This is a genomic window from Streptomyces sp. NPDC002790 (assembly GCF_040295505.1).
Taxonomy (GTDB): Bacteria; Actinomycetota; Actinomycetes; order Streptomycetales; family Streptomycetaceae; genus Streptomyces.
Window position 1 is genome coordinate 36,407 of the sequence record NZ_JBEOVM010000035.1, and the last position, 25,480, is coordinate 61,886.

Genomic DNA, 25,480 nt, shown 5'->3' on the forward strand with positions numbered 1-25,480 from the left:
TGATTGGCCCACCCGCTTGATTGGCCAAGCTGCTTGATTGGCCCGACCGCTTGAATTGCGCACCCGCTTGATTTGCACGTCCGCCGAAGGCGGAGACACACCTGGGAGGTTCCCCTATGCCCACCGAGAACGTCATCATCACTGCCGCGCTCACCGGTGCCGGTGACACTGTGCGGCGGAGTCCGCACGTGCCTGTTACGCCGGAGCAGATTGCCAAGAATGCCGTCGAGGCGGCCGACGCGGGTGCTGCCGTCGTGCACATCCACGTACGGGACCCCGAGACCGGTGACCCCTCGCGCGACACGAAGCTGTACCGCGAGGTCGTCGAGCGGATCAAGGAGACCGGCACCGACGTCGTCATCAACCTGACGGCCGGCATGGGCGGCGACCTGGTCATCGACCCGGACGAGCCGCTCAACCACCTGCCCGGGACCGACCTCGTCAGCGGCCTCGACCGGCTGCCGCACGTCGAGGAGCTGCTGCCCGACATCTGCACGCTCGACTGCGGTTCGCTGAACTTCGGCGACGGCTCGAACCTGTACGTGTCGACGCCCGACATGCTGCGCCAGGGCGCGAAGCGCATTCAAGAGCTGGGCGTGCGGCCCGAGTTGGAGATCTTCGACACCGGCCAGCTGTGGTTCGCCAAGCAGCTTCTCGCGGAGGGCCTGCTCGACGACCCGACCGTGTTCCAGCTGTGCATGGGCATCCCGTGGGGCGCCCCGGCCGACCCGGGCGTCCTGCAGTCGATGGTCAACATGCTGCCGGAGGGGGCCCAGTTCGCGAGCTTCGCGCTCGGCCGCATGCAGATGCCGTGGGTGGCGCAGTCGATCCTGCTCGGCGGGCACGCCCGCGTCGGCCTGGAGGACAACCTCTACCTCGGCAAGGGCAACAAGGCGACCAACGCCCAGCTCGTCGAGCGTGCCGTGACCATCACGGAGTCCCTCGGCTCGCGCGTCGCGACGCCGGACGAGGCCCGCGCGCTGCTCGGCCTCAAGCCGCGCGCCTGACGCCCACGCACGTAAGACCGGACACGTAAGCCCGCACCCGCACCACCGGAAGGCAACACCACCCTCATGACCTCCCCCCTCACCGCTCCCGAGGACGTCCGCCGGGTCGCCTGCGTCGGAGCCGGCGTCATCGGCGGCGGCTGGGTCGCCCACTTCCTCGCCCGCGGCTACGACGTGCAGGCCTGGGACCCGGCCCCCGACGCCGAGCAGAAGCTGCGCCGCCTGGTCGACGCCGCCTGGCCCGCCCTCACCGAGATGGGCCTCGCCGACGGCGCCTCGCGCGAGCGGCTCACGGTCGCCCCGACCCTCGAAGAGGCCGTCGCAGGCGCCGAGTTCGTGCAGGAGAGCGCCCCCGAGGACCTCGACCTCAAGCGCGATCTGCTGTCCCGGCTCGACGCGGCCGCCCCCGCCGGCGTCGTCATCGCCTCGTCGACCTCCGGCTACCCGATGACCGACATGCAGACCACGGCGGCGACCCCGGCGCGCCTGGTCGTCGGGCACCCGTTCAACCCGCCGTACCTGATCCCGCTCGTCGAGGTCGTCGGCGGCGAGCAGACCGACGCCGACGCCACGGCCTGGGCCTCCCGCTTCTACGAGGTCGCGGGCAAGTCGGTCATCACCATGGACCGCGAGGTGCCCGGCTTCATCGCCAACCGCCTCCAGGAGGCCCTGTGGCGCGAGGCGCTGCACATGGTCGCCAACGGCGAGGCGACGGTGAAGGAGATCGACGACTCGATCACCGAAGGCCCCGGCCTGCGCTGGGCGTTCATGGGCCCGATGCTGACGTTCGCGCTCGCGGGCGGCGAGGGCGGCATGGCGCACATGCTCGACCACTTCGGCCCGTCCCTGAAGTCGCCGTGGACGCGGCTCGAGGCCCCTGAGCTCGACAAGCAGCTGTACGACTCCGTGGTCGTGGGCTGCGACGTCGCCGCCGACGGCCGCTCCATCGCCGACCTCGTCGCCGAGCGCGACCAGGGCGTCATCGACGTGCTGCGCGCGACGGGCCGGCTCGGCCGGAAGGTAGGCTGACCTGCGATGACAAAGCTCCCCCTCCTGCACCGCACGGTCCGCCCCGAGTGGATCGACTACAACGGCCATATGAGCGAGGCGTTCTACGTGCTCGCCTTCGGTCACGCCACCGACGCCATGATGATCGAGACGGGCCTGGACTCCACGTACCGCGAGTCCACGCACTGCTCGCTCTACACGGTCGAGTCGCACATACGTTATTTGCGTGACGTCCCCGAGGGCGCCCATCTCGCCATCCGTACGCGGGTGTTGGGGGCGGCGTCGAAGAAGGCGCGCTTCACGCACGAGATGTTCGTGGTGGACGACGAGGCGGGCGAGCCCGCCCCGGACGCGGACCCGGTGGCGACCACCGAGCTGCTCGCGATCCACGTCGATCAGGAGGCGGGGAAGGCGGCCGAGTTCCCGGCCACCGTCCGCGACCGCTTCACCGAGCTGACGGAGCCCGCGCCCGAGTGGGCGGGCCGGTCGATCGCCGTCGTCTGACGGCGCGCACCACCGACTGACATGAGAGGGCCCCGGACAGTGCGTCCGGGGCCCTCGCGCGTACGCCCTCGCTACTGACGTGACGTCACCATCCGTCCCTTCGGGGCCTCTTTCTCCCGTACACCGAACCGCTCATGCACCCTGCGCAGCGCTCGCGGCGCCCACCACGCGCGCGTACCCATGAGCGCCATCGTCGCCGGTACGAGCAGCATCCGTACGATCGTCGCGTCGATCACGACCGCCAGGGTGAGGCCGAGGCCGATCTCCAGGATGGGGGCGAAGCCGCCCGTCATGAAGGCGCCGAAGACGACGGCGAGGAGCAGGGCGGCGCAGCTCACGACGCGGCCCGAGCGCCGCAGCCCGGTCACCACCGCTTCCTGCGCGTCCCCTGTCGCGCGCCACGACTCGCGCATCCGGGCGAGGATGAACAGTTCGTAGTCCATGGCGAGCCCGAAGGCGATGGCGACGATGAGTGGCGGCGCGGTCAGGCTCAGCGCGCCGAGTCCCTCCCCGCCGAGCCAGGACGCGGCGTGCCCGTCCTGGAAGACGAGGACCACCACACCGAGCGCGGCGCCCAGGCTGAGCAGCGTGGTGAGGACTGTGCGCAGTGGGATGAGGAGCGAACCGGTGAACGCGAAGAACAGGGCCAGGATGCCGGCGAGGACGGTGAGTGCGGTCCAGGGCGCGCGGTCGGCGAGCATCTGCCGGAAGTCGACGAGCCGGGCGGCCACGCCCGCCACGGTCACCGGATTGCCGCCGCGCAACTCCCGTACCTTCTCGACGAGTTGGGTCGCCGTGGCACCGTCGACCGAGCCGGACGGCGTGACGTGCAGGACGCGGGTTCCGTCGTCGAGGGTCTGTGTCTCGGACGACGCGACGCCGTCCAGGGCCTTCACCCGGGTCTCGAAGGCGGGGTCCGTGCCGGGGCGTGCCACGACGACGACCGGGTCCACACCGACGCCCGGCGGGTAGTGCGCGTGCACGGTGTCGTACAGCTGTCGCGCCGCGGTGGAGGCGGGGAGTTGGCGGGCGTCGCCGATGTCGATGCGCAGGTTCCCGACCGGCAGCGCGAGCGTGAGCAGGGCGAGCACGCTCACCGTCGTCACGGCTATCGGGCGGCGGCCCGCGAACCGGGCGAGGCGGGCGAAGGCGCGCCCCTCCACGCCGGGCGCACGCGGCTTGGACGGGGCGATGCGTGCGCCGAACCGGGCGAGCAGCGCGGGCAGCAGGGTCAGCGCGGCGAGCATGTCGACGACCACGACGGCTGCCACGGCCAGGCCCATGCTGCGCAGGAACGGGCTGGGGAAGACGAGCAGTCCGCTGAGGCTGACGGCGACGGTCAGGCCGGAGAACAGGATGGTGCGGCCCGCACGTTCGACGGTGCGGTGCACGGCCTCGGTGACATCCGCGCTCGTCCGGCGTTCCTCCCGGAAGCGCATCACCATCAGCAGCGCGTAGTCCACGGCCAGGCCGAGCCCGAGCATGGTCGTCACCTGGATCACGTAGACGGAGAGCTCGGTGACCTGACTGAAGCCGAACAGGGCGAGGAACGCGCCCGCCACGCCGCTGACCGCCACGAGCAGCGGCAGTCCGGCCGCGCGCAGCCCTCCGAAGATCAGAAGAAGCAGTGCGAGAACGATCGGCAGTGATATCAACTCGGCGCGCTGGACGTCCTCTTGGGCCCGCTCGCCGAGCTGGTCGCCGAGCAGCGGGCCGCCGCTGACATGGACGTCCGCGCCGTCGATCTCCTTGACCCGGTCGGCGACGGCGTCGACGGTCGTGTCCTCCGCGTCGTCGTCGAGGCCGCCCTTCAGGGTGACGGGCACGATGAGCGCCCGGCCGTCGCGGGAGGCCAGGTCCTCGGTGGCGTACGGGTTCGGGACGGCGGCGACGCCGGGGATGCCGCGCAGGTCCGTGACGGTCCGCTCGACGCGGGCGCGCAGCGCGGGGTCGGCGACGCGGGGTGCCTCGACGACGGCGCTGAGGGATTCGCCGCGCGGGTCGATGTCGTCGAGGAGTTCGGCGGTGCGGTCGGACTCGGTGTCCGGCACGTCGGGGACCGAGTCGGAGAGCCGGCCGAAGACGCCGGTGCCGAGCCCGAAACCGAGCACGATCAGGGCGAGCCAGGTGAGGATCACGGTACGGGGGCGGCGGGTCGCCGCCCGGGCGAGTGCGCTGAGCACGGCGCCTCCTCGGAGGGTTCCGATGGGACACCGTCAGCGTGCTCGCGCAGTGGTGTGTGGCGGATCGCCGGGGCGGGCGGTTCCTGACTCGCGCGCAAGAGGGAGGCGCGGCCGCACGGCATGGGTCGCGCGAGTGAGAGACGGGCGTCGGGCGCGCCGCGCATACTGGAGCGCATGCCTGTTTCGCTGCACCACATCGTCATCGACGCCCACGACCTTCCCGCCCTGGCCCGCTTCTGGGCCGGGGCGCTGCGCTGGCGGATCCTGTCGGAGCGGGAACGGGAGGTGGTGATCGGCCCGGACGAGAACGCTCCGGTCGGGATCTGCTTCATGCCGGTGACGGACGCCAAGGCGGCCAAGAACCGGCTGCACCTCGACCTGACCTGCACCGCGGAGGACCGGGACGCCGAGATCGAGCGGCTCGTCGCCCTCGGGGCGCACAGGGCGGACGTGGGGCAGACCGGCGACGAGTCATGGACGGTGCTGGCCGATCCGGAGGACGACGAGTTCTGCGTGGTGCGCCCGAAGCGGACCCTGATCGGCTAGCCGGGCGCCACAAGACCAGACTCGTACGCGCAGATGACCGCCTGCACCCGGTCCCGCAGGTGCAGTTTGCTCAGGACGTTGCTGACGTGTGTCTTGACCGTGTGTTCGCTGACGTGGAGGGTCGCGGCGATCTCCGCGTTGGTGAGGCCGCGGGCGAGGTGGCGCAGGGTCTCGGTCTCGCGGGCGGTGAGGGCCGAAAGGGCGGGCGGTTCGGGGGGCTTGGGCCTGCGGCGCGTGATGTCGGCGACGAGGCGGCGGGTCACGGACGGGGCGAGGAGGGAGTCCCCTGCCGCGACGACGCGGACGGCGTGCACGAGGTCGTCGCGGCGCACGTCCTTGAGCAGGAACCCGGACGCTCCCGCGTACAACGCCTCGTAGACGTACTCGTCGAGGTCGAACGTGGTCAGCATGACGACGCGGCAACTGGACTGCTCGCAGACGCGGCGCGCCGCCTCGATGCCGTCCATGTGCGGCATGCGGATGTCGAGGAGGAGGACGTCGGGCGCGTGACCGCGCACCGCCGTGACCGCCTCGTTCCCATCGGCCGCCTCGGCGACGACCTCGATGTCGGGCTGCGCGTCGAGGATCATGGTGAAACCGCTGCGCACCAGTTCCTGGTCGTCGGCGACGACGACGCGGATGCTCATGGCGCTCTTTCGACGGCCTGTCGGGTCGCCGCGGGCAGCCGGGCGGTGACCCGGAATCCGCCGTGCGGGCCGGGGCCGCTGTGTGCGCTGCCGCCGCAGGCCGCGGCGCGCTCCTCGATGCCGACGAGTCCGCGCCCGCCACCGGCTTCGGGTGGGCCGGAGCAGGTTCCGTCGTCTGTCACGGTGATCGCCAACTCCGTTTCTCCCCAGTCGAGTTGTACGTCCGCTCGGGCAGCGTACGCGTGCTTGACGGTGTTGGTCAGGGCTTCCTGGACGATGCGGTACGCGGCGGTCTCCGTTTCGGGGGCGACGGGGCGGGGGTGGCCTGCGACGTGCAGGGTGACGGCCACTCCGGCGGTCGTGGACACCTGGCGGATCAGGTCGGGGAGGCGGGCGAGGCCGGGCACGGGGGCTTCGAGTCCGCCCTTGCCGTTGCCCGTGTCGGTCAAGATGCCGAGGATCAGGCGGAGTTGCTGCATGGCCTCGCGTCCGGCGCCCGCGATCGCGTCGAACGCCGCTTCGGCGCGCGCGGGGTCGCTGCGCACCACGACGGGGCCCGCCTCGGCCTGGACGACCATCAGGCTGACGGCGTGGCCGACCACGTCGTGCATGTCCCGAGCGATGCGGGCGCGTTCGCTGGTGACCGTGCGGGCACGGTCGATCTCGCGCTCCCGCTCCAGGGCGCGGGCACGTTCCTCCAGGGCGGCGGTGTACGCGCGTTGGGTGCGGGCAAGCAGCCCGAACCCGTAGGCGCTCAGGAGGCTGAGCAGGTGGAAGGCGTACTCGAAGGGTTCGGCATGCTCCTTCATGGACATCGTCGCCGACGCGCCGATCACCCAGCCGACGAGCATGATCCGGCGCGGCGCCGACTCCGCGTACGCGGCGAGCGTGTAGAGCAGCACGAGTCCGCCGTACACGACGTCGGGTGGTGGCGCGTGGTACAGCGCCATGGCCGGGGCGGCGCAGGAGATCGCGACCGCGCACAGGATCGGTGCGCGGCGCCGCCAGATCAGCGGCACCGCCGTGCCCGCGCCCAGCAGGAAGCCCTGCCAGGACAGCGGGTCGCCGCCCTCGTCGGGGAACAGGAACTGCAGGGACACGGCGAACAGGACGAGGGCGGCCAGCGCCCCGTCGACGAGGTACGGGCTGGTGCGGCGCGGCAGACGCATGGTGCGGCTCCTCGTGACCCGACCCCTGCGGAGGGCCCCGCAGGTGCCTTTGGGGAGCCAGTATCGAGGGGCGGCCCGGTCAACACCTCGCCGGAGAGAGGGATTTCGGGCCGCCGACACCACCTTCCTAGAAGGATGCGCCGCCTTCCTAGAAGGGGCGGTCCCCCGCGATGGCGACGCGCTCGGCGACCCGGCGGGCGTCGCCGTAGTCGGCCACCGCGTAGTGCTGGGTGGCGCGGTTGTCCCAGAACGCGGTGTCGCCCGGCTGCCAGTGGAACCGCACCTGGAACTCCGGGACATGGGCCTGCTGGTACAGCAGACGCAGCAGCCGGTCGCTCTCGGCGCGCTCCATGCCGAGGATCCGGGTGGTGAAGGACGTGTTCACGAACAGCATGCGCCGCCCGGTCTCGGGGTGGCGGCGCACGACGGGGTGGGTGACCGGCGGGAACAACTCCTGCCACTGGGCGAGCCGTTCGGGGCCGTAGAAGCGCCGGAAGCCGGGCAGGAAGTCGTGCTCGGCCTCGGCGCCCTCGATGCGCGCCTTCACCTCGTCGGAGAGGTTGTCGTACGCGGCCGCCATGTCGGCCCACATGGTGTCGCCGCCGAACGGCGGGACCTCACGCAGCTGCAACACCGCACCCAGGGCGGGGCGTTCACGGAAGGTGACGTCGGTGTGCCAGACGTTCTCGTAGCTGGGGACGCCGCCCGCACCCTTGTCGAAGCGGACGACGTCCTCGCTGTCGCCGCGCTCCAGGAGCGGGTTGGTCTCCAACTCGCCCCAGTTGCGGGCGAATTCGCGCTGGTCCTCGCTGCTGAGGTTCTGGCCGCGGAAGAAGAGGACCTTCCATTCGAGCAGCGCCCGGTTCAGCTCCTCGCGCAGCTCCGGGGAGAGCGGCCGGCTCAGGTCGAGGCCGCTGATCTCGGCGCCGATGGTGGCGCCCTGCGGGACGAGCTCGAACAGCTCGTAGGGGCGGTCCTGCCAGCCGTCGGGGGTGCGGTGCAGAGTGCGGCGGCCCTCGTAGAGGCCGTCGGCGGGGATGTGGGCGGGGCGGAGCTCAAGAGCGGAGGAAGAAGGGGGCATTTCGGTCACGGACAAGGGGAGCCTCCACAGGCACGCGGTGACGGGTGACGAGAGAACGCGCTGAACGCGAGGGGGATCCGTACGTGCGCGGCCATCGCCCTGCGGGGCGGGGGCTCTTACGAAACGTACGGGAGGAAAAGACGACGAGGGGCTGAACGCCCACTACGAGCCGCCGTTAAAGGCCGCTGCGCGCGCAACCACATCGGTCCGGAACGGGGGCCGTTCCGAGAGCGAGGGTGCGATGCGTCAACATGCTCGTCATCCTGCCTGCCAGTTGATCACTCCGTCAAGTGCGGTCCACATGCCGGCCCAGGCGCCCGCTCAAGTGCCGCGAGGCCGGCCCCGCGGGAAGCGGGACCGACCTCGGGAGGTGCGTACCGGTGTCAGGCGGTGGGCGCCGGGAACGTCGGGTACTCGACGCCGGAGACGTGCTGGACGACGCGGATCACCTGGCACGAGTAGCCGAACTCGTTGTCGTACCAGAGGTAGAGGATCGCGTTGTCGCCGTCGACCTTGGTCGCGCCCGCGTCGACGATCGAGGCGTGCCGGGAGCCGAGGAAGTCGCTGGAGACCGCGTCGGGCGAGTCCGTGAAGTCGATCTGGCGGCGCAGCGGCGAGTTCAGCGAGACGTCGCGCAGGTGGTCGAGGACCTCGTCGCGGGTGGTCTCGCGGCCGAGGCGCAGGCTGAGGATCGCGATCGAGACGTCCGGGACGGGGACGCGGATCGAGGAGCCGGTGATCGGCGCCTTGAGGTCCGGCAGGGCCTTCGCGACGGCGGAGGCGGCGCCGGTCTCCGTGATGACCATGTTGAGCGGCGCGGAGCGGCCGCGACGGTCGGCCTTGTGGTAGTTGTCCAGCAGGTTCTGGTCGTTCGTGAACGAGTGGACGGTCTCCACGTGGCCGCGCGTCACGCCGTACTCGTCGGCCATCGCCTTGAGCGGCGGCACGATCGCGTTCGTGGTGCAGGAGGCGCAGGACAGGATCTGCTCGTCCGGCTTGATCGTGTCGTGGTTGACGCCGTGCACGATGTTCGGCACGTCACCCTTGCCGGGCGCGGTGAGGACGACCTTGTCGATGCCGGGACGCAGGTGCTCGGAGAGGCCCGCCCGGTCGCGCCACTTGCCGGTGTTGTCGATCAGGATGGCGTCCTTGATGCCGTACGCCGTGTAGTCGATCTCGGACGGGTCGTTGGCGTAGATCACCTTGATCGCGTTGCCGTTGGCGTTGATCGTGCTGTTCGCCTCGTCAACGGTGATCGTGCCCTGGAACTGGCCGTGGATCGAGTCGCGGCGCAGCAGCGAGGCCCGCTTCACGAGATCCTGCTCACCGCCACCGCGCACGACGATGGCACGCAGGCGAAGACCGTTCCCGGATCCCGCCTTCTCGATGAGCAGGCGGGCGACCAGGCGGCCGATGCGGCCGAAGCCGTAGAGGACGACGTCGCGGCCCTCACCGCGCTCCAGCTTCAGGGCGCCGGTGGCGCCGGCGACGGCCTCGGCCGTGAACTCCTCGACGCTCAAGCCCCGACCGTCGGTCTTGTACGTCATGGCGAGGATGCCGAGGTCGATCTGGGAGGGCCCGAGGCCGAGCTCGGCGAGAGCCTTCAGGAAGGGCATCGTCTCGGTGACCGAGAGCTCCTCGCCGGCGATCTGGCGGGCGAATCGGTGGGCCTTGAGCAGGCTGACCACCGACTTGTTCACCAGGGAGCGGCTGTGCAGCAGGACGTTCACGTCCCGCTCGCGGTGCAGCTTCCCGATGATCGGGATCATTGCCTCCGCGGTCTCCTCACGGTGCTTCCAGTTGGTGAACGAGTCGTCATTGACAGTCACGTGCGTCTCTTTCGAGCTAGGCGGCGCTCATATGCTAACCGGCCCGTTCGGCTGATCGATCAGGGGGCCGATCCCCAGGTCCGCGAAGCGCTCGCCGATGCGGCGGTGGGCGGTGGCGTCGGGGTGCAGTGCGTCCGGGAGCGGCAGTTCCTCGTGGTCCTTCTCGCCGTACAGTTCGCGGCCGTCGAGGTAGTGCAGGTGCGGGTCGTCGGCCGCGCGCTGGGCGACGATGCGGGCCAGCTCCTCGCGGATGGATTCCAGGGTGAGCTTGCCCTGCGCGCGCTCCGCCGGGTCGCCCATCGCCATGAAGCGCAGCTGTCCGCTCGCGAGCGTGCTGAAGTCGGGGGCGCCCGGCCCCGGCGTCTTCTCGTGGATGGGGCACAGGATCGGGGAGACGACGAGGAGCGGGGTGGTCGGGTGCCCCTCGCGGATGGTGTCGAGGAAGCCGTGCACGGCGGGGGTGAAGGCCCGCATGCGCATCAGGTCGGCATTGGCGAGGTTGATCCCCATCTTGACGCTGATCATGTCGGCCGGGGTGTCCCGCAAGGTGCGCGCGGTGAACGGGTCGAGCAGGGCGCCGCCTCCGAACCCCAGGTTGACCAGGTCCACGCCGCCGAGCGCCGCGGCGAGCGCGGGCCAGGTCGTGGTCGGGCTCGCGGCGTCGGAGCCGTGGCTGATGGAGCTGCCGTGGTGCAGCCACACCTTGCGGCCGGATGCGCCCACCGGCTCCACGGGGGCGTCCGTGCGCAGGGCCACGAGCTCGGTGGTCTCGTTGTGCGGCAGCCAGATCTCGACGGTCTTGGATGCCTCGGACAGGCCGTCGAACCGGAGCGTTCCCGGCTGCCCGGCCTCCTCGTGCTCGTACGTGCCCGCGCTCATGTCGATGGTGAGGATGTCGCCGCCGGCGACACTCCCCTGCCCGGCGGGCCGACCGTCGACGAGCAGGTCGTAGAGCCCGTCGGGGCGCGGGGGCACACCTACGTAGACGCGCTTGGTCGGCACCGTGTCGAGTTCGACGACGGTGGCGCGGGTGCGAAAGGCGAGGCGGACGCCGGAGGGCTGCGACTCGGCCATGGCCAGTTGGCCGTCCGTGTTCTGGGAGCGGGCCCAGGCGGGGAGCCGGTGCGGGAGGAGACCGCGGGCGGTGCGCTCGATGTCGATCGCACCGTGGACGAGGTCGTCCGTCAGCGGTGTGGCGGTCAACTCATGGACGGAGTCAGGGGTGTTGGTGCTGTTCATGGTGGCGTCAATCTGTTGATCAAGGGTGTGGGATGACTCGCGGGACTGGCGGGATTCGCGGGACTCGTCGGCTCACGCCTGCGCGGGCCAGTTGCGCAGCAGTGCGTCGAGCGCGTCCAGGCTCCGCGCCCAGCTCTCCGCCGAGTCGGGTGCGCTGTGGCTGAAGCCGCCGGCCAGTTCGAGGCTGACGTAGCCGTGGAAGACGCTGCCCAGGAGCCGGACGGCGTGGGTCTGGTCGGGTTCGGTGAGGTCGTAGCCGCGCAGCACGGCCCGCGTCATCTGCGCGTGCCGAACCCCTGCGCTCGCCGCCGCCGTCTCCGGGTCGAGCCGGTACTGGGCGGCGGCGTAGCGGCCCGGGTGTGCGCGGGCGTAGTCGCGGTAGACGTTGGCGAGGGCCACGAGCGCCTCCTTGCCGGACCGCCCGGCCAGGGCCTCGGCGGCCCGGTCGGCCAGCTCTTGCAGGGCGATCAGGGCGATCCGCGTCTTCAGGTCGTGCGAGTTCTTGACGTGCGAGTACAGGCTCGCGACCTTGACGTCGAAGCGCCGGGCGAGGGCCGAGACGGTCGCCTGCTCGAAGCCGACCTCGTCCGCGAGCTCGGCACCGGCCCGGGCCAGCCGCTCCGCGGTCAATCCGGCACGCACCATGGCCGTACGCCCTCTCCCTCGACCCCCGTCACTGTTACCGAAACCCATTCTGCACCTGCCTAATACTTATAGGCAAATGGGGGTCGAGTGTCGCTTACAGCGCGCCGGCCCTCAGCACCCGCAGCATCCGCAACGAGATCGAGTCGGCGATCGCCTGCTGCCCGGCGATGTTCGCGTGGACGCCGTCCCCGTTGTCGTACGAGGGCTCGATGCTGTTGGGGTGCAGGGGGTCCTTCAGGACCTCGTCGAAGTCCATGACGCCTTCGCAGGTTCCGTCACACGAACTCGCCTTATTCGTAAAGAGGTTGACCGTGTGACGGTCCAGGTTGTTCTTGTCGCTGTAGCCGGGGCGGGGTGTGATGGGCGTGACGTAGATCTTGATTCCGGCGTCGCGCAGTTCCTTGAACACCTTCTTGTAGCTGGCGAGGATCTGTTCGCCGTCGCAGCCGAAGGCGAGGTCGTTGGTGCCGTAGTAGTAGAGGACCGAGGTGACGCCGTGCAGGGCGAGGACGTCCCTCTTGAGGCGGGTGGCGGCGTCGAGGCCCTGAACGTTCGACGGGGTGCCGGGGCAGTCGGCCGCGCTCGTCGTGCCGCTGAGCCCCGCGTTGGCGATCGCGACCTGTTCGGTGGGCGGGAGTTCGGCGTGCACGCGGCGCGCCAGGTCGTCCGTCCAGCGGCGGTTGGTGCCGGTCTCGGTGCAGCCGGGGCCGCAGTTGGTGCTGCCGACGCCGTCGACGACCGAGCTGCCGTAGGCGACCGCCGTGCCGTTGAGGCGCGGATTGTGCACGTCGACGGCGCTGACCAGGTACGTGGCATCGACGGTCTTGGTGTAGGCGGCGCCGCTGGTGTCCGCGGTGTGGTCGCCGGTGCCCTGCGGCGTGAGGTAGTTGGTGCGCAGCGCGGTGCGGTGCTGACCGGGGGTGGCCGTCCCCTTGAGTGCGACGGAGACGGTGACGTCGTCCTGCGCCGCCGTGGCGAGGTCGGTGGGGTCACTCCACACCTCGCCGCCCGCGGGAACGGTGATGTGACTCTTCCCGTCGAAACGGACCGGGTGGGTGTCTCCCTTGATGGACGCTCCGTCGCCGCTCAGACCGACGGAGGCGCCGCCGATCTCCAGGGGCGCCTTGCCGAAGGTGTTCTGGATGCGGACGCGGACGCCGTCCCCGCCCTGGCTGAGGTGCGTGACCGTCCGTACGGACTGGTCGCTCAACGGGTCCGTCGCCGCGTCCTGTTGGGACTGTGCCCAGGAGGTGAACCAGGCGCTGCCGCCGCCCTGGCCGCCGTGCCCGGCTCTCGCCTCCGCCGGGTGCGGGGCTCCCGCGAGGCCGCCGCCCGCGAGAGCGAGGACGGCCGCCGCGGCGGTCGTGATCGTACGAAGTCGAGGCATGTGCACAACCTTTGCTTCCGGTGAACGGGAGTGGGGATGGTGCTGTGCTGGATTTCGTTCCGCCGACCTTGCGGTAGGCCCTTCGGGCCCCGGTCACCCTCCGACGAGCGCCCGCAGCGACACGTAGAACAGCGACGGGCCGAGCAGGCAGCCGACGCCCGTATAGAAGGTCGCGGTCATCGCCCCGTACGGGACGAGTCGCTTGTCGGTGGCCGCGAGGCCGCCTGCCACGCCGGACGTGGTGCCGAGCAGACCGCCGAAGGCCATCGCCGACTTGGCGTTGTTCAGGCCGATCAGGCGCGCCGCGAAGGGCGTACCCACCATCACCACCACGGACTTGACCAGGCCTGCGGCGACCGACAGCGCGATCACGTCCGAGCTCGCGCCCACCGCGGTGCCCGTGACGGGACCCACGATGTACGTGGCCGCGCCCGCCCCGATGGTCGCGAGCGAGGCGGCGTCCCGGTAGCCGAAGAGCGCGGCGATGAGCGCCCCCGCGACGAAGGAGACGACGACGCCCAGCAGGATCGACAGGGCGCCGGCGGGGCCCGCGCCCTTGATCTCCTTCAGGTCGACGCCGTACGCGGTGGAGACGATCGCGAAGTCGCGGAGCATCGCCCCGCCCATCAGGCTCATCCCGGAGAGCGTGGTGATGTCGGCGATCCCCGCCTCTCCCCCGGTCGCCGAGCCGCCCCAGTAGGCGAGCGCGAGGCCGAGCACGATGGCGATGGCGGAGCCCTGCAGCCGCCCTCGGGTCAGCTTCTTGGACAGCCATGCCGAGACGAGCATGAGCGTGCCGACGAGCGCGAAGGCGACTATGAGGCCGTTGTCCTTGCAAACGGAGACGAACGTATCCACGTCAGGCCCCCTGCTTCTCGGTGGCGGACTCGGTCTCGGTGTCGGTCTCGATGTCGGCCTCGGTCCCGGCCTCGGTCAGCGGCGGGAGCGGCTCGCCCCGCCCGCCGATCCGCGCGACCACCGGCACCAGGGCGACCCCCGCGACGAGCGCGAGCAGACCGGCCAGGAGGGCCATCGGGCCGCCGGTGACGGCCTTGTACACGTTCTGCGTGGACGCCATCGCGATGACGATGGGGATGTACATCGCGCTCCAGAAGAGCACGCCCTGTTCGCTGACCTCGGGGAACTTCCCCTTCTGGCGCAGCCAGTGGGTCGCGAACACGAGCATGATCATGGCGAAGCCGACGCCGCCGACATTGGCGTCGACGCCGAGCGCCTCGCCCAGGTATTCACCGGCGAGCGTGCCCGTGAGCATGCACACCGCCAGCGCTGCCACTCCATAGAGGACCATCGTCTTCTCCACACTGAGAGACCGGGATTGAGGAAAGCAGGGGATGAGGAAAGCGGGGAAAGGGAGGGCGGGGAGGGTCAGGGCGTCGTGAACAAGTCCCCGTAGGTCTTGCGCAGTTCGGCCTTCTGGACCTTGCCCATGACGTTGCGGGGCAGCGACTCCACGACGCGTACGGCGCGCGGGTGCTTGAAGCGGGCGAGGTCGGCGGAGATGGAGTCGATGAGGTCCCGCTCCCGCGGCTCCTGGCCCGGTGCGGCGACGACCACGGCGACAGCCGTCTCGCCGAAGTCCGGGTGCGGGACGCCGATCACGGCCGATTCGAGGACCGTGGGGTGGGCGTCGAGGAGCGACTCGATCTCCTTGGGGTAGACGTTGTAGCCGCCGGAGATGATCAGGTCCTTGCCGCGCCCGGAGATGCAGAGGTAGCCGTCCTCGTCGATGAGGCCGAGGTCGCCGGTGATGAAGAAGCCGTCCTCGCGGAACTCGGCGGCGGTCTTCTCGGGCATCTGCCAGTACCCGGCGAAGACGTTGGGGCCGCGCACTTCTACGCTGCCGACCTCGCCCTGTTCGAGGGGCTTTCCGGTCTCGGCGTCCACCACGCGGATCTCGACGCCGGGCAGCGCCTTGCCCACGGTGCCGGGCTTGCGGGGGCCGCCCTCGTACGGGTTGGTGGTGTTCATGCCCGTCTCGGTCATGCCGTAGCGCTCGAGGATGGCGTGACCCGTGCGGGCCTCGAACGCCTCGTGGTCGCTGGCGAGCAGCGGCGCGGAGCCGGAGACGAACAGGCGCATGGAGGCGCACGTCTGCGGGGTGACCTTCTCGTGCTTGAGCAGGCGCGTGTAGAAGGTGGGCACCCCCATGAGCACGGTCGCGCGCGGCAGCAGCTCCGCGATCGCGTCGGCGTCGAACTTCGGCAGGAAGAACATGGAGGCGCCCGAGGCGAGCACCATGTTGGCGGCGACGAAGAGGCCGTGGACGTGGAAGATCGGCAGGGCGTGGATGAGCCGGTCATCGGACGTGAACTGCCAAGAGGCCAGCAGTGCCTCGCAGTTGGAGGCGAGGTTCTCGTGCGTGAGAATCGCGCCCTTGGAGCGGCCCGTGGTACCGGAGGTGTAGAGAATGGCGGCCGGGTCGCTCGCAGCGGCCTCGTATACGTCGTCGTGGTGGGCATCGCCTTCGAGGAGGCTGCCGTCGCCCGCGGTGCCGAGGGTCTCGACGACGAGGTCCGGGCCTTCGCGGTGGGCGTGGTCGGCGCGGCGATGCGGCGGGCAGACGAGGACGCGCGGCTTGGCGTCGCCGATGAAGTAGTCGATCTCGGCGCCGGTGTAGGCGGTGTTGAGCGGCAGGAACACGCCGCCGATCCGCAGCGTCGCCAGGTAGAGGGCGATGGCGTCGACCGACTTGTCGACCTGCATGGCGACGCGGTCGCCGGGGGCGACGCCGTCGGCGACGAGGCGTGCGGCGATGCGCGACACGAGGTCCGCCGTCTCGCGGTAGGTCACCGACCGCCCGTCGGGCAGCTCGAAGAGCGCCTTGTCCGGGCGGAGTTCCGTCTGCTCGACGAAGGACCGGTGGATGGTGCGGAAGGGTTCCGTCGGGATGGTTCCCATGGCGGTGGTTCCTTTCTTGTTCTTGAGGGGCCCGCCGATCGCGACGGTCCTGCGGCGCACGAAGTCCTCGTGGCGGCGCTCCAACTGGTCCGGTTCGTAGCGGTAGTTGATCATCGCTCCGTAGGACTGCTCCCAGGCTTCGCGCGACTGATTGGCTGGCCAGTCGAGTTGCCATGCGGCGGCCCCGTTGCCCAGGTGGAAGCGGGCGACCGGGTCGAGGGGCCGGCCGTCGGGGCGCCGTTCGACGGTGATGTAGCGGGCGAGGGCGTCGAGGAGACGGGGGCGGATGCGCTCGACGTCCGCTGCCGCGGGGAGCGTGCCCTGCTCCAGAGACTCCAAATCCGCGACCAGCGCGCGCAGTTGGGGTTCGCTCGCGGCCCGGCCCTCCAGCCACGGCCGGAAGCCGGGGATCGGGGACAGTGTCGCGAACTGCGTCAGGTGCGGGAGCTGTTCGCCGACCTGCTCGATGACCTGCTTGATGAGGAAGCTGCCGAAGGAGACTCCGGCGAGGCCGTCGAGCGCGTTGTTGATGGAGTAGAGCGCCGCCGTGTCCGCGTGCGCGGCACTGAGCGAGGGGCCCGGTTCGAGCAGCGGGGCGATGCTGTCGGGCAGCCCGCGGACGAGGGCGACCTCTACGAAGATCAGGGGTACGTCGCCGGTGGCGGGGTGGAAGAAGGCGTGGACGCGGCGGTCCTCGGGCTCGATACGGCGCCGCAGTTCGGCCTCGTTCGCCATCGGGTGCACCCGCTCGCCGCGCAGCAGATGGCGGTGCAGCTCGGGCGGCGAGTCCACCGTGACCTCCTGCATGCGCAGGAAACCGCGGTTGAACCAGGACGTGAGCAGGTGGTGGAAGTCGTGGTCGAGGGGCCGCAGTTCGGGGCGGGCGGGCAGCAGGCGGCGCAGGTCGGCGCGCATGTGGACCAGGGCGAGGGTGGCGTCGGGCGCGTGGTTCATGCGGCGCAGCAGCTGCTGGCGGGCCGGCTCGACGACGTCGAAGAGGCGGACGAGTTCCGCTTCTCCCTGGGAGCCGGTGGCGCGTGCCTCCTCCCAGCGGCGGTAGGCGGCGCGGACCTGGTCGGCGTCGGCGTCGTAGGTCTGGGTGATGTGGGCGAAGAAGGTGAGCCGGCCGGTGTCGTCGAGCGCGCCGTAGGCGGCGAGGGCACGGGCCGCGACGGCGCGCATGGAGGCCTCGCCGACGTCGCTCATCAGGACTTCGCAGGCCGCGAGCAGCTGGTCGAGCGGGGCGTCGGTCGCCGGGCGGTCGGCGCCGTCCACTCCTTGCCCGCCGACCCTTCCGAGGGCCCGGTACAGGTCGGTCAGAAGCCAGCCGTCGCGGCCTTCGCCGTGACGTTCGTCGTGGCGTCCGCCGTGCCGCTCGTCACGCTGGCCCATCCGCGCCCCTCTCCACGTCTTGCCCCGACGCTTGATATGCATCGCAGGCCGTGATGTATATAACAAGCGCACCGTAGATCACAGGAGTGGCCGACGCCACCCCCTGAGCGGGCGGATAATCTGGGCAATCGGAGGTGGAGATGGCTCGAGTTCCCGAGGCCAGGCGCGTGCGCGACGCACTGGAGAACGCGGTGGTGGACGGCCGGTACCGGCCGGGCGAGCGCCTTGACCCGGCGGAGCTGGAGCGCGAGTTCGGCTGCTCGCGCACGCCGGTGCGCGAGGCGCTGCAGGCGCTCGAACGGTCGGGCCTCGTACAGATCCGCCCGAAGCAGGGCACGTACGTCACCGAGTTGAGCGTGTCCGAGCTGGCCGAGCGCTTCGAGGTCATGGCGGAGCTGGAGGGGATGGCGGCGCGGCTGTCGGCGCGACGCATCGAGGGCGAGGCGCTCGCCGAGTTGGAGGACGCGCTGCGGGAGTGCGAGCAGCATGCGCGCGCGGGGGACGCCGATCCCTACTACTACGCCAACGCCCGGTTCCACGCGGTCGTGTACGACTCGTGCGGGAACGAGTATCTGCGGCAGCAGGCTCATGCGCTGAAGCGGGCTCTTCAGCCGTATCGGCGGCTGCAGTTGCGGGTGCCGGATCGGATGCGGAGGTCGCTTGCGGAGCATCGGGAGATTGCCGACGCGATTGCCGCGGGGGCGGCGGGGCGGGCGGAGGATGCGGCGCGTGAGCATGTGCTGGTGCAGGTCAAGGAGTTCAGTCAGTTGGTGCGGACGTGGCGGCATGTGACGGAGTCGGCGGGGCAGGTGGCGGGCTGACCGTCGCCTACGTCACGGGGCTCTGCCCGGGCCCCCGCTGCTCAATCGCCGCAGGGGCTTGAAATGGCTCACCCGGTACAGGGGCTTGATTGGCCCACCCGCCGCAGGCGGTTAAAGGGACCCGAGCAGCGCCCGCGCCCGTTCCGCCAAGCCATCCGCTCCGCAGGTTTCCGCCAGGGTCAGGGCGCGGCGGGCCTGGGTGGGGTCGGTGGTGGATTCGGCCAGGTCGAGGCGGGCGGCGGCCTCTTCGTACGCAGCCGGGGAGTCGGCGAGGTTGCGGACCGCCTCTGTGAGCAGGGCGTGGGCCCGCTCCGGTGGTGCCGACGCGGCCGCGCGGCGCAGGGACTCTCCGACGGCGCTGCGGGTGCCTAGTACGCCGGCCCAGTGGCGGGCGTCGGCGAGGAGCGTGGCGGCACGCTGGGGGTTCTCCTCGGCGATCAGGTCCGCGAGATCGTAGGGCCAGGGCGCCCATTGCACGTTGTGGCGGCCGCGGGGCGTCGTCGAGGCGGCGGTGCCCTCGAGTTCGGCCCTGGCTTCCTTGGCGTGGCCGAGCGCGAGCAGCAGGCGGCCGCGTACCGAGCGGGCGTCGGGGAGGATCAGCGCGTCCGGGTAGGGCGCGCAGAACCCGTGGTCGTCGGCGAGTTGGAGCGCCTTGTCGACGTGGCCGCGGGCGAGCAGTGTGTCGATCAGCAGGCAGAGCGCGTCCCAGTGGACGGTGGCCCGGCCGCCGACGCGTTCGGCCAGCCGCAGCCCTTCGCGCAGGTACGCCTCGGCCTCCACGAGGCGGCCGCGCCTGCGCTCGACGGCTCCGCACAGGATGTGTGCGAAGGCCAGGTGGGCGCCGCTCCAGCCGCCGAGTTCGAAGGTGCGCAGCGCGTCGGTGAACAGGCCCTCCGCGTCGTGCAGCCGGTCGATGTAGGCGAGCGTGATGCCGAGCAGCGCGGGGATTTCGAAGCCCCATTCGGTGTCGGTCCAGCCGAGTCCGGGCGCGAGCCGGCCGTCGACGAGGACGCGGTCGCACAGGTCGGCCACGTGGTCGGCGCTCTCGCCGCGCAGCATCGCGTCGAAGGCGCGCAGGGTCAGCAGGGCGCGCTCGGCGTTGTCGGCACCGGGCAACGGGTCGGCCAGCGAGGCGAGTTGTTCGGACCGGCCGGGCCCGTCGTCCTCCTCGGCGAGGAACGACTCGTACATGAACCGGGCAGCCAGCAACCGTAGTTGCTGGGTGCCGGGCGGGGTGACGGCGGCACTGTCGGCGACGCAGCGCGCGGCGTCCCGCATCTGGTTGCCGTGGGCGAGTGCCTGGGCCAGGCGCAGGGTGGCGTCGATGCGCAACTGATCGGTGAGGCCCGGTAGTTGGAGAGCCGCGCGTAGGTGCTGGACGGTGGTGACGGGTGAGGAGAGCAGGCAGGCGCAGCCGAGTTCGTAGAGCACTTGGGCCCGGTGGACGACGGACGGCGGTTCGCGCAGGGCGCGCTCCAGGCAGCGGCGGGCCGCCTCGGGCGCGCCGACGGCGAGGTGTTCGGCGGCGGCGGCGCGCAGCTGGCGGACCGCCTCCTGGTCGTCGTCGGGGTGCACCTCGAGGAGGTGCCGGGAGATCGCGGCGGGCCCGTGGCCGCGCCGGGTGAGCGTCCAGGCGGCCTGGCCGTGCAGGGCGGTGCGGGTGGCGGGCGGGACGCTGCGGTAGACGGCGGTGCCGACGAGCGGGTGCTGGAAGTCGAGGGACTCGGAAGGGTCGAAGACCTCCCCGAAGGCGGCCGGGCGTGGGCCGTCCGGCCCCCCGACGGGCGCCAGGATGCGGGCGTCGCGCAGCAGTTGCACGCATCGGGTGGCCCGCTCCGGCGGCAGGCCCGCGAGCCCGGCCGCCGAGGCGAACGTGATGTCGGTGCCGAGGACGGCCGCGGCCCACGCCAACCGGTTGCAGTCCGGGTCGAGTTCGCCGAGCCGGGCCACGATGCCGCCGCCGCGCGCCGTGGCGCCGAAGGCGCGCAGCACCGGGGCGGAGTCCTGCGTCGGGGCGAGGCCGCGGGCGCTGCACTTGGCGAGCAACTCCACGGCCTCGTACGGGTTTCCGGTGGTCACCGCCCACACCTCGCGGCAGAAGACGTCGTCGGCCGTGTCGCCGAGCACGCCGCGCACCAGGTCGCCGGTGGCCTCCTGGGTGAGGGACTGGAGGGTGACGTGCAGGCGGGCGGCGCGGGCGAGTGCGGCGAGGTTGGCCGCGGTCTCGCGCGAGGTGTCCGCGAGTTCTTCCGGGCGGTGCGCGACGACGAGCAGGACCGGCAGCGCGGTGAGGCGCGGCGCCAGCGAGGCGAGCCAGGTGAGGCTCTCGCCGTCGGCCCAGTGGGCGTCGTCGGCGAGCAGGACGAGCGGCTCGGGGTCGCCCTGGGCGGTGCCGCGCCCGCGGGCCAGTTCGGCGAGGAGCGTGTCGAGCGCGTCGCGGACGCCCTGCGGGTCCGTGGGGACGGCGCCGGGCGCGCTGAGACCGAGGGCGGGTCCCGCGACGTCGAGGGCGGGACCGGACGCGGTCCGCGGGGAGGCCGAGCCGAGCGCGGGGCCTAGCAGGTGCCGCACCAGGTGGAACGGCTGATGCGTGGTGGACTCGCCGGACCGCGCCGCGTGCACGGTGCAGCGCGTGCGGGCGGCGTCCGCGATCCGGGTGAGCAGCGCGGTCTTCCCGACGCCCGCCTCACCCCGGTAGACGACCACGCCGCCGGTGCGCCGCGCACCGCACAGCGCGTCCAACGCCCTTGTCGCCGCGGCCATTTCGAGGTCACGCTCGAGGAGGCGGGGTCCTGGAGGTGTGGCGTCCATACGGGTCCCTGGGGGTCGCCTTGTGTGGGCCGCGGTACGTGCCCGTAGAAACGTCCCGCAGAATGTGCCCATGGCATGCGTGGGCGTTTTGAACGGACTTCGAGGCTAGTACCGGCGCGGTGCGGCACGGGAGCGGTTCGACCGAGTTTCCGGCTCGCCGTGATACTCGGTTGGGCTCCCGGCCCTTCCAGCAGAGGATTGAGCGCGTGACGGAGACGACGGACACGGCAGGCATGAGGGCGTTTCACGAGGCGGTCGCCGAGTGGGCGGCGGGCGGCCCCGGTGACCCGGCGCGCGCGTTGGCCGTGCGCCTGCGCGTGCACGGCGCCGTTCTCCTGGAAGGGCTGAGTGACGTCGCGGCGGTTGACGCGCTCGCCGAGCGGCGCGGGCGGGACCTCGCGGCCGAGGGCGTGTGTGTCGTGTCCATGGGCGGAGCGATGAATGTGGGGCGGTACGCACGGCTGCTCGGACCGGAAGGGCTCGGGCTGCGGCTGAGCGGGCTGTGCGACGAGCGCGAGCGGCGCTTCTACGACCGCGCGCTGGGGCGGGGTGAGGACACCGTCTTCGTGTGTGTCGCGGACCTGGAGGACGAGTTCATCCGCGCGCTCGGCGCGGCACGGGTCGAGGAGGTCGTCCGCGAGGCGGGCGAGTGGAGCCCCTGGCAGACCTTCGCGCGCCAGCCCGCTCAGCAGGACAGGTCCGCGCACCGCCGCCTGCGCCGCTTCCTCGGCACCAAGGCGGGCCGCAAGATCCGCTACGGGAGGCTGCTGACCGAGGCGGCCTGCGACGCCGGGTGCGTGCCCGCGCCGCTTGAGGCGCTGTTCGCGCAGTTGTAGGGGCGCACCGCGATGTTCCTGTCGGGCACGTTGAGCGATCTTCGCGCGGCGGCCGGAAGGTAACTTGGCCGCATGCAGTCCTACACAATCGGCCAGGCCGCACGGCTGCTCGGCGTCAGCCCCGACACCGCGCGGCGGTGGGCGGACGCCGGGCGGATCGTCACACACCGCGACGCGAGCGGGCACCGGGTCGTCCAGGGCAAGGATCTCGCCGCTTTCTCCGTGGAGTTGGCCGCGGGCGACGACGCCGACGATCACCCCTCGTACACCTCGGTGCGCAACGCCTTCCCCGGGATCGTCACCGCCGTGAAGCTCGGCGACGTCGCCGCCCAGGTGGAGATCCAGGCCGGTCCGCACCGGCTCGTCTCGCTGCTCACGCGGGAGGCGGTGGAGGAGCTGGGCCTGGAGGTCGGCATGGAGGCCACGGCCCGCGTGAAGTCGACGAATGTCCATATCGACCGCGTCTGAGCGGTCGGCAGCCGCACTCACGTAGGAACGCACATGCGGACCCACCCCGTCCATCCATCGGGATCATGCGAACCCACAGGCGACTTACACCTGGCAGATGCGGCAGTATGTTCGCCGTAAGCGTTCCAGGACACAGCAGGGGAGCTGAACCGTGACAACCCGTTCCGCACGCAGGACCACGACCCGCCGCATGCTGCAAGTGACCGGCATCGGGGCGGCGGCGGTGCTGACGCTGAGCGCCTGCGGATCGTCCGACACGGACTCCTCCGGCTCCTCGCCCAGCTCCTCGTCCAGCGGCAAGAAGCTGTCCGGGACGGTGAACGTGTTCGCCGCCGCCTCCCTCAAGGAGAGCTTCGAGAAGCTGGGCAAGCAGTTCGAGAAGGAGCACCCCGGCACCAAGGTCACCTTCAACTTCGGCGGCAGCGACAGCCTCGCCGCGGGCATCACCGGCGGCGCGCCCGCCGATGTGTTCGCGGCCGCGAGCCCCAAGACGATGAAGACGGTGACCGACGCGGGTGACGCCGACGGCGAGCCGAGCACCTTCGTCCGCAACCAGCTGGAGATCGCCACCCTCCCCGGCAACCCGCACAAGGTGTCGTCCCTGAAGGACCTCACGAAGCCCGGCCAGAAGGTCGTGCTGTGCGCAAAGGAGGTGCCGTGCGGCGCCGCCGCGCAGACGGCGCTGACCGCGAGCAAGCTGAAGCTCACCCCGGTCTCGTACGAGCAGGACGTCAAGAGCGCCCTGACGAAGGTGGAGCTGAAGGAGGCGGACGCGGCGGTCGTGTACAAGACCGATGTGCACGCGGCGGGTGACAAGGTGGAGGGCGTGGAGTTCCCGGAGTCCAAGGACGCCATCAACGCCTACCCGATCGCCCCGCTGAAGAAGGCGCCCAACGCCGCGGCGGCCAAGGCGTTCATCGAGCTGGTCAAGTCCGCCGACGGACAGAAGGCGCTGACCGATGCCGGGTTCCTGAAGCCGTGACCGCAGTGCACGACACTGTGGAGGGCGGGTCGCGGCGCCGCCGCGGCCGCGTCCCTCCGCTGCCGCTGCTCGTACCCGCGCTCGTGGGGCTCGCGTTCCTGGTGGTGCCGCTGATCGCACTGCTCGTACGGGCCCCGTGGGCGCAGCTGCCCGAGCAGCTGACCAGCCCCGAGGTGTGGCAGGCGCTCCAACTGTCGCTGGTGTGCGCCACGTCGGCGACGCTGGTGAGCCTGGTGCTCGGGGTGCCGCTGGCGTGGCTGCTCGCGCGCACGGAGTTCCCGGGGCGCGGTCTCGTACGGGCCCTGGTGACGCTGCCGCTGGTGCTGCCGCCCGTGGTGGGCGGTGTCGCGCTGCTCACGGCGCTCGGCAGGAACGGTGTCGTCGGGCAGTACCTGGACCAGTGGTTCGGGATCACGCTGCCGTTCACCACGACCGGCGTCGTGATCGCCGAGGCGTTCGTGGCGATGCCGTTCCTCGTGATCAGCGTTGAGGGCACCCTGCGAGCGGCCGACCCGCGCTACGAGGAGGCGGCCACGACGCTCGGCGCCTCCCGGTTCACCGCGTTCCGGCGGGTGACGCTGCCGCTGATCGCGCCCGGTATCGCGGCCGGAGCGGTGCTCGCGTGGGCGCGGGCGCTCGGCGAGTTCGGCGCGACGATCACCTTCGCCGGCAACTTTCCCGGCCGCACCCAGACCATGCCGCTCGCCGTGTACCTCGCCATGCAGAGCGACCCGGCCGCGGCGATCTCCCTCAGCCTGGTGCTGCTCGCCGTGTCCATCACGGTGCTCGCGGGCCTGCGTGACCGCTGGATGACCGCGTCATGACCGACCTTGAGAAGCCGGCACCGTACGAGGATGTGGCAGGGTCGGGCCTCGACGCGCGGCTCGTCGTGGACCGCGGCACCTTCCGGCTCGATGTCGCGCTGGCCGCGAAGCCCGGCGACGTCGTCGCGCTGCTCGGGCCGAACGGGGCCGGGAAGACGACCGCGCTGCGCGCGCTGGCCGGGCTGACGCCGCTGGACGCGGGGCACCTCGACCTCGACGGCACATCCCTCGACGGCACGCCGCCGGAGTCACGTCCCGTGGGCGTGGTGTTCCAGGACTACCTCCTCTTCCCGCACCTGACCGCCCTCGACAACGTGGCGTTCGGGCCGCGCTGCCAGGGCGCCACGAAGGCCGAGTCCCGTACGCAGGCGCAGGCCTGGCTCGACCGGATGGGGCTCGCGGAGCACGCCGGGGCGAAGCCGCGCCGGCTGTCCGGCGGCCAGGCCCAGCGCGTGGCGCTCGCCCGTGCGCTCGCCACGCGGCCGCGGCTCCTCCTCCTCGACGAGCCGCTCGCCGCGCTCGACGCCCGTACCCGCCTGGACGTACGGGCCCAACTCCGGCGCCACCTGGCCGAGTTCGAGGCGGTGGCGGTCCTGGTCACGCACGATCCGCTGGACGCGATGGTGCTGGCCGACCGGCTCGTCGTCATCGAGCACGGCCGCGTCGTCCAGGAGGGCGCCCCGTCGGATGTCGCGCGCCGCCCGCGTACGGACTACATCGCGCAGCTCGTCGGCCTGAACCTGTACCGGGGCAGCGCGGATGGACATACCGTCCACATCGCGGACGACGGTCCCGCGATCACGACCACGGAGGACCTCTCCGGTCCGGTCTTCGTGGCATTCCCGCCGAGCGCGGTCACGCTGCACCGGGAGCAGCCCACCGGTTCCAGTGCCCGCAACCTGTGGCGCTGCGAGGTGAGCGGCATGGAGGCCCACGGGGACCAGATCCGCGCGGCCCTCTCCGGTGAGCTTCCGCTGGCCGCGGATCTTACGACGGTGGCGGCGGCGGAGTTGGGGCTGCAGCCCGGAGCGGAGGTCTGGGCGACGGTGAAGGCGACGCAGACACACGCGTATCCGGCGTAGCCGGGGAGCGGGCTGGCCCCCCGGGGCTGAGCTCCCGGGGCTCCGCCCCGGACCCCGCTGCTCAATCGCCGCAGGGGCTTAAAAGATCGCCTCAATCGCC

The 25,480-nt window shown here is 71.4% G+C and carries 22 protein-coding genes; 10 read left to right on the top strand and 12 right to left on the bottom strand.

Going from position 1 to position 25,480, the window contains the following annotated elements; genetic code table 11:
• Positions 1 to 116 precede the first annotated feature (116 nt).
• From ABT004_RS18115 to ABT004_RS18125, 3 genes are all read left to right on the top strand, one after another.
• Entirely contained in the window at positions 117 to 1,007 is an 891-nt protein-coding gene (locus ABT004_RS18115; RefSeq protein WP_351337623.1) for a beta-keto acid cleavage family enzyme, read from the top strand.
• Positions 1,008 to 1,073: 66 nt separating this feature from the next.
• Positions 1,074 to 2,036 carry a 3-hydroxyacyl-CoA dehydrogenase NAD-binding domain-containing protein gene (locus ABT004_RS18120; protein WP_351337626.1) on the top strand — a complete coding sequence of 321 codons (963 nt, stop codon included), beginning with the start codon at positions 1,074 to 1,076 and terminating at the stop codon, positions 2,034 to 2,036.
• 6 nt (positions 2,037 to 2,042) lie between these two features.
• Complete coding sequence (locus tag ABT004_RS18125) at positions 2,043 to 2,519, top strand: thioesterase family protein (protein ID WP_351337629.1); 477 nt, start codon at positions 2,043 to 2,045, stop codon at positions 2,517 to 2,519.
• A 71-nt stretch (positions 2,520 to 2,590) separates the two neighbouring features.
• On the opposite strand, the gene ABT004_RS18130 is transcribed toward ABT004_RS18125, so the two are convergent.
• A complete protein-coding gene (locus ABT004_RS18130; RefSeq protein ID WP_351337632.1) occupies positions 2,591 to 4,702 on the bottom strand; it encodes an MMPL family transporter in 2,112 nt (703 codons plus the stop codon).
• 174 nt (positions 4,703 to 4,876) lie between these two features.
• On the opposite strand from ABT004_RS18130, the gene ABT004_RS18135 reads away from it, so the two are divergent.
• Positions 4,877 to 5,248, top strand: coding sequence for a VOC family protein (locus tag ABT004_RS18135; protein ID WP_351337634.1), 372 nt, complete (start codon positions 4,877 to 4,879; stop codon positions 5,246 to 5,248).
• Here ABT004_RS18135 and ABT004_RS18140 read toward each other — a convergent pair.
• The 10 genes from ABT004_RS18140 to ABT004_RS18185 form a co-directional block, all read right to left on the bottom strand.
• Entirely contained in the window at positions 5,245 to 5,895 is a 651-nt protein-coding gene (locus ABT004_RS18140) for a response regulator (RefSeq protein ID WP_351337636.1), read from the bottom strand. The genes ABT004_RS18135 and ABT004_RS18140 overlap by 4 nt on opposite strands.
• On the bottom strand, positions 5,892 to 7,064 hold the full coding sequence (locus tag ABT004_RS18145; protein WP_351337639.1) for a sensor histidine kinase: 1,173 nt from the start codon (positions 7,062 to 7,064) through the stop codon (positions 5,892 to 5,894). The genes ABT004_RS18140 and ABT004_RS18145 overlap by 4 nt, the downstream gene beginning before the upstream one ends.
• 148 nt (positions 7,065 to 7,212) lie before the next feature.
• A complete protein-coding gene (locus ABT004_RS18150; protein WP_351337677.1) occupies positions 7,213 to 8,145 on the bottom strand; it encodes a TauD/TfdA dioxygenase family protein in 933 nt (310 codons plus the stop codon).
• Between the two features lie 383 nt (positions 8,146 to 8,528).
• Positions 8,529 to 9,974 (bottom strand): glyceraldehyde-3-phosphate dehydrogenase, encoded by a 1,446-nt coding sequence (locus ABT004_RS18155; protein ID WP_351337641.1) that lies wholly within the window; start codon positions 9,972 to 9,974, stop codon positions 8,529 to 8,531.
• Between the two features lie 27 nt (positions 9,975 to 10,001).
• Entirely contained in the window at positions 10,002 to 11,213 is a 1,212-nt protein-coding gene (locus ABT004_RS18160) for a GDSL-type esterase/lipase family protein (RefSeq protein WP_351337642.1), read from the bottom strand.
• 72 nt (positions 11,214 to 11,285) lie between these two features.
• The gene (locus tag ABT004_RS18165; RefSeq protein ID WP_351337644.1) at positions 11,286 to 11,858 is read right to left on the bottom strand and encodes a TetR/AcrR family transcriptional regulator; all 573 of its coding nucleotides are present in this window, start codon (positions 11,856 to 11,858) and stop codon (positions 11,286 to 11,288) included.
• Positions 11,859 to 11,952: 94 nt separating this feature from the next.
• Entirely contained in the window at positions 11,953 to 13,245 is a 1,293-nt protein-coding gene (locus tag ABT004_RS18170) for an SGNH/GDSL hydrolase family protein (protein ID WP_351337646.1), read from the bottom strand.
• Positions 13,246 to 13,338: 93 nt separating this feature from the next.
• The gene (gene madM, locus ABT004_RS18175; RefSeq protein WP_351337648.1) at positions 13,339 to 14,103 is read right to left on the bottom strand and encodes a malonate transporter subunit MadM; all 765 of its coding nucleotides are present in this window, start codon (positions 14,101 to 14,103) and stop codon (positions 13,339 to 13,341) included.
• A gap of 1 nt (position 14,104) precedes the next feature.
• A complete protein-coding gene (madL, locus tag ABT004_RS18180) occupies positions 14,105 to 14,554 on the bottom strand; it encodes a malonate transporter subunit MadL (RefSeq protein ID WP_351337650.1) in 450 nt (149 codons plus the stop codon).
• Between the two features lie 77 nt (positions 14,555 to 14,631).
• Positions 14,632 to 17,556 carry an AMP-binding protein gene (locus tag ABT004_RS18185; protein WP_351337651.1) on the bottom strand — a complete coding sequence of 975 codons (2,925 nt, stop codon included), beginning with the start codon at positions 17,554 to 17,556 and terminating at the stop codon, positions 14,632 to 14,634.
• Positions 17,557 to 17,696: 140 nt separating this feature from the next.
• Between ABT004_RS18185 and ABT004_RS18190 the strand changes: the two genes are divergently transcribed.
• Positions 17,697 to 18,377, top strand: a complete 681-nt coding sequence (locus tag ABT004_RS18190) for a GntR family transcriptional regulator (protein ID WP_351337654.1) — start codon at positions 17,697 to 17,699, stop codon at positions 18,375 to 18,377.
• 111 nt (positions 18,378 to 18,488) lie between these two features.
• On the opposite strand, the gene ABT004_RS18195 is transcribed toward ABT004_RS18190, so the two are convergent.
• On the bottom strand, positions 18,489 to 21,188 hold the full coding sequence (locus ABT004_RS18195; RefSeq protein WP_351337657.1) for an ATP-binding protein: 2,700 nt from the start codon (positions 21,186 to 21,188) through the stop codon (positions 18,489 to 18,491).
• 233 nt (positions 21,189 to 21,421) lie between these two features.
• Here ABT004_RS18195 and ABT004_RS18200 point away from each other — a divergent pair, with 233 nt between their 5' ends.
• From ABT004_RS18200 to ABT004_RS18220, 5 genes are all read left to right on the top strand, one after another.
• Positions 21,422 to 22,024: a TOPRIM nucleotidyl transferase/hydrolase domain-containing protein gene (locus ABT004_RS18200; protein ID WP_351337680.1), complete on the top strand. Its 603-nt coding sequence runs from the start codon at positions 21,422 to 21,424 to the stop codon at positions 22,022 to 22,024.
• Between the two features lie 72 nt (positions 22,025 to 22,096).
• Positions 22,097 to 22,492, top strand: coding sequence for a TOBE domain-containing protein (locus ABT004_RS18205; protein ID WP_351337660.1), 396 nt, complete (start codon positions 22,097 to 22,099; stop codon positions 22,490 to 22,492).
• A gap of 190 nt (positions 22,493 to 22,682) precedes the next feature.
• The gene (gene modA, locus ABT004_RS18210; protein WP_351337682.1) at positions 22,683 to 23,474 is read left to right on the top strand and encodes a molybdate ABC transporter substrate-binding protein; all 792 of its coding nucleotides are present in this window, start codon (positions 22,683 to 22,685) and stop codon (positions 23,472 to 23,474) included.
• Positions 23,471 to 24,298 carry a molybdate ABC transporter permease subunit gene (gene modB / locus ABT004_RS18215; RefSeq protein ID WP_351337662.1) on the top strand — a complete coding sequence of 276 codons (828 nt, stop codon included), beginning with the start codon at positions 23,471 to 23,473 and terminating at the stop codon, positions 24,296 to 24,298. Before modA ends, modB begins: the two co-directional genes overlap by 4 nt.
• Complete coding sequence (locus ABT004_RS18220; RefSeq protein WP_351337665.1) at positions 24,295 to 25,380, top strand: ABC transporter ATP-binding protein; 1,086 nt, start codon at positions 24,295 to 24,297, stop codon at positions 25,378 to 25,380. Before modB ends, ABT004_RS18220 begins: the two co-directional genes overlap by 4 nt.
• The last annotated feature ends 100 nt before the right edge of the window (positions 25,381 to 25,480 follow it).